This window comes from Bartonella sp. AP58NXGY (assembly GCF_042195785.1).
Lineage (GTDB): Bacteria > Pseudomonadota > Alphaproteobacteria > Rhizobiales > Rhizobiaceae > Bartonella.
The window spans coordinates 350-1,154 of the sequence record NZ_JBHIOY010000090.1; the positions used below are offsets into that span (position 1 = coordinate 350).

1 protein-coding gene and 2 pseudogenes are annotated in these 805 nt (G+C 34.0%); 2 read left to right on the plus strand and 1 reads right to left on the minus strand.

What is annotated here, in order from left to right; all coding sequences use genetic code 11:
* A pseudogene (locus ACFINC_RS09640) lies at positions 1-266 on the minus strand (helix-turn-helix transcriptional regulator); the annotation flags it as partial.
* 86 nt (positions 267-352) lie between these two features.
* Here ACFINC_RS09640 and ACFINC_RS09645 point away from each other — a divergent pair.
* Entirely contained in the window at positions 353-607 is a 255-nt protein-coding gene (locus ACFINC_RS09645; RefSeq protein WP_375617071.1) for a helix-turn-helix transcriptional regulator, read from the plus strand.
* Between the two features lie 16 nt (positions 608-623).
* A pseudogene (locus tag ACFINC_RS09650) lies at positions 624-805 on the plus strand (hypothetical protein); the annotation flags it as partial.

The window sequence follows — 805 nt, forward strand, 5'->3', positions numbered from 1 at the left end:
GGAATTTGTTCAACATCTGTATCAATCTCTAGTCCTGCTCCTACATACCCCATAATAGGAACGAGTGTAGTAATTTGGTTATAGCCCTTTAAGCTTTTATATAGTTCTAGAATTGCATCTCTATGTGAACCTCTAGGATCTGACTCGCTCCCCAACCATCTTGATATGGTTGCTTGGGTTACATTTAATCTCTCTGCAAGATCTTGTTGGCTGAGACCAAATTCAGATTGCAATACTTGCAATGTAGCAATGATGTTTTTTGTCATAATTAATCACTTATGATTTTTAAATTTAAAAAAATCTATTGTTTTTTTAAATAAATTGTATACAATTGCGTATATGGTTAAAAATAATGGATTCAATTCAAATGGGCACAGAGGAAAAATTAAAGATTAAATCTATCCGAAAGTGTTTATCTCTAACACAAAAGGAATTAGCAGACCTTTTAGGCGTTAAGCAAGCTTCTGTTTGTCGTTGGGAACAAGGCAAAGGATTATCATTAAAAAGTTATCTGAAACTACAACAATTAAAGAACAGTTCTATGCCTGCTTTTACTATTGCTTCTACAGACAACAACAAACACCCACAGCATAATTCACAGGCTTAAAGAAGAAAGATCAGAGATGATAGATGTCCCGCATATCACTATAAGTAAAGTCAAGTTGATTAATCTTGTTAATAAGATTGGACGTGAAGACATATATTATGGTGTTCGCTCGCCTAATCAGACATGTGAAAGTTGCATAGATCCCTCATCAACAGGTTATCTTGTCTATATACTGCAAAATATTTTTGCGCGTGATGA

What these genes read in the sequence shown, in the direction of transcription:
- ACFINC_RS09645 (WP_375617071.1), top strand. Translation starts at nt 353, where the DNA reads ATGGATTCAATTCAAATGGGCACAGAGGAAAAATTAAAGATTAAATCT.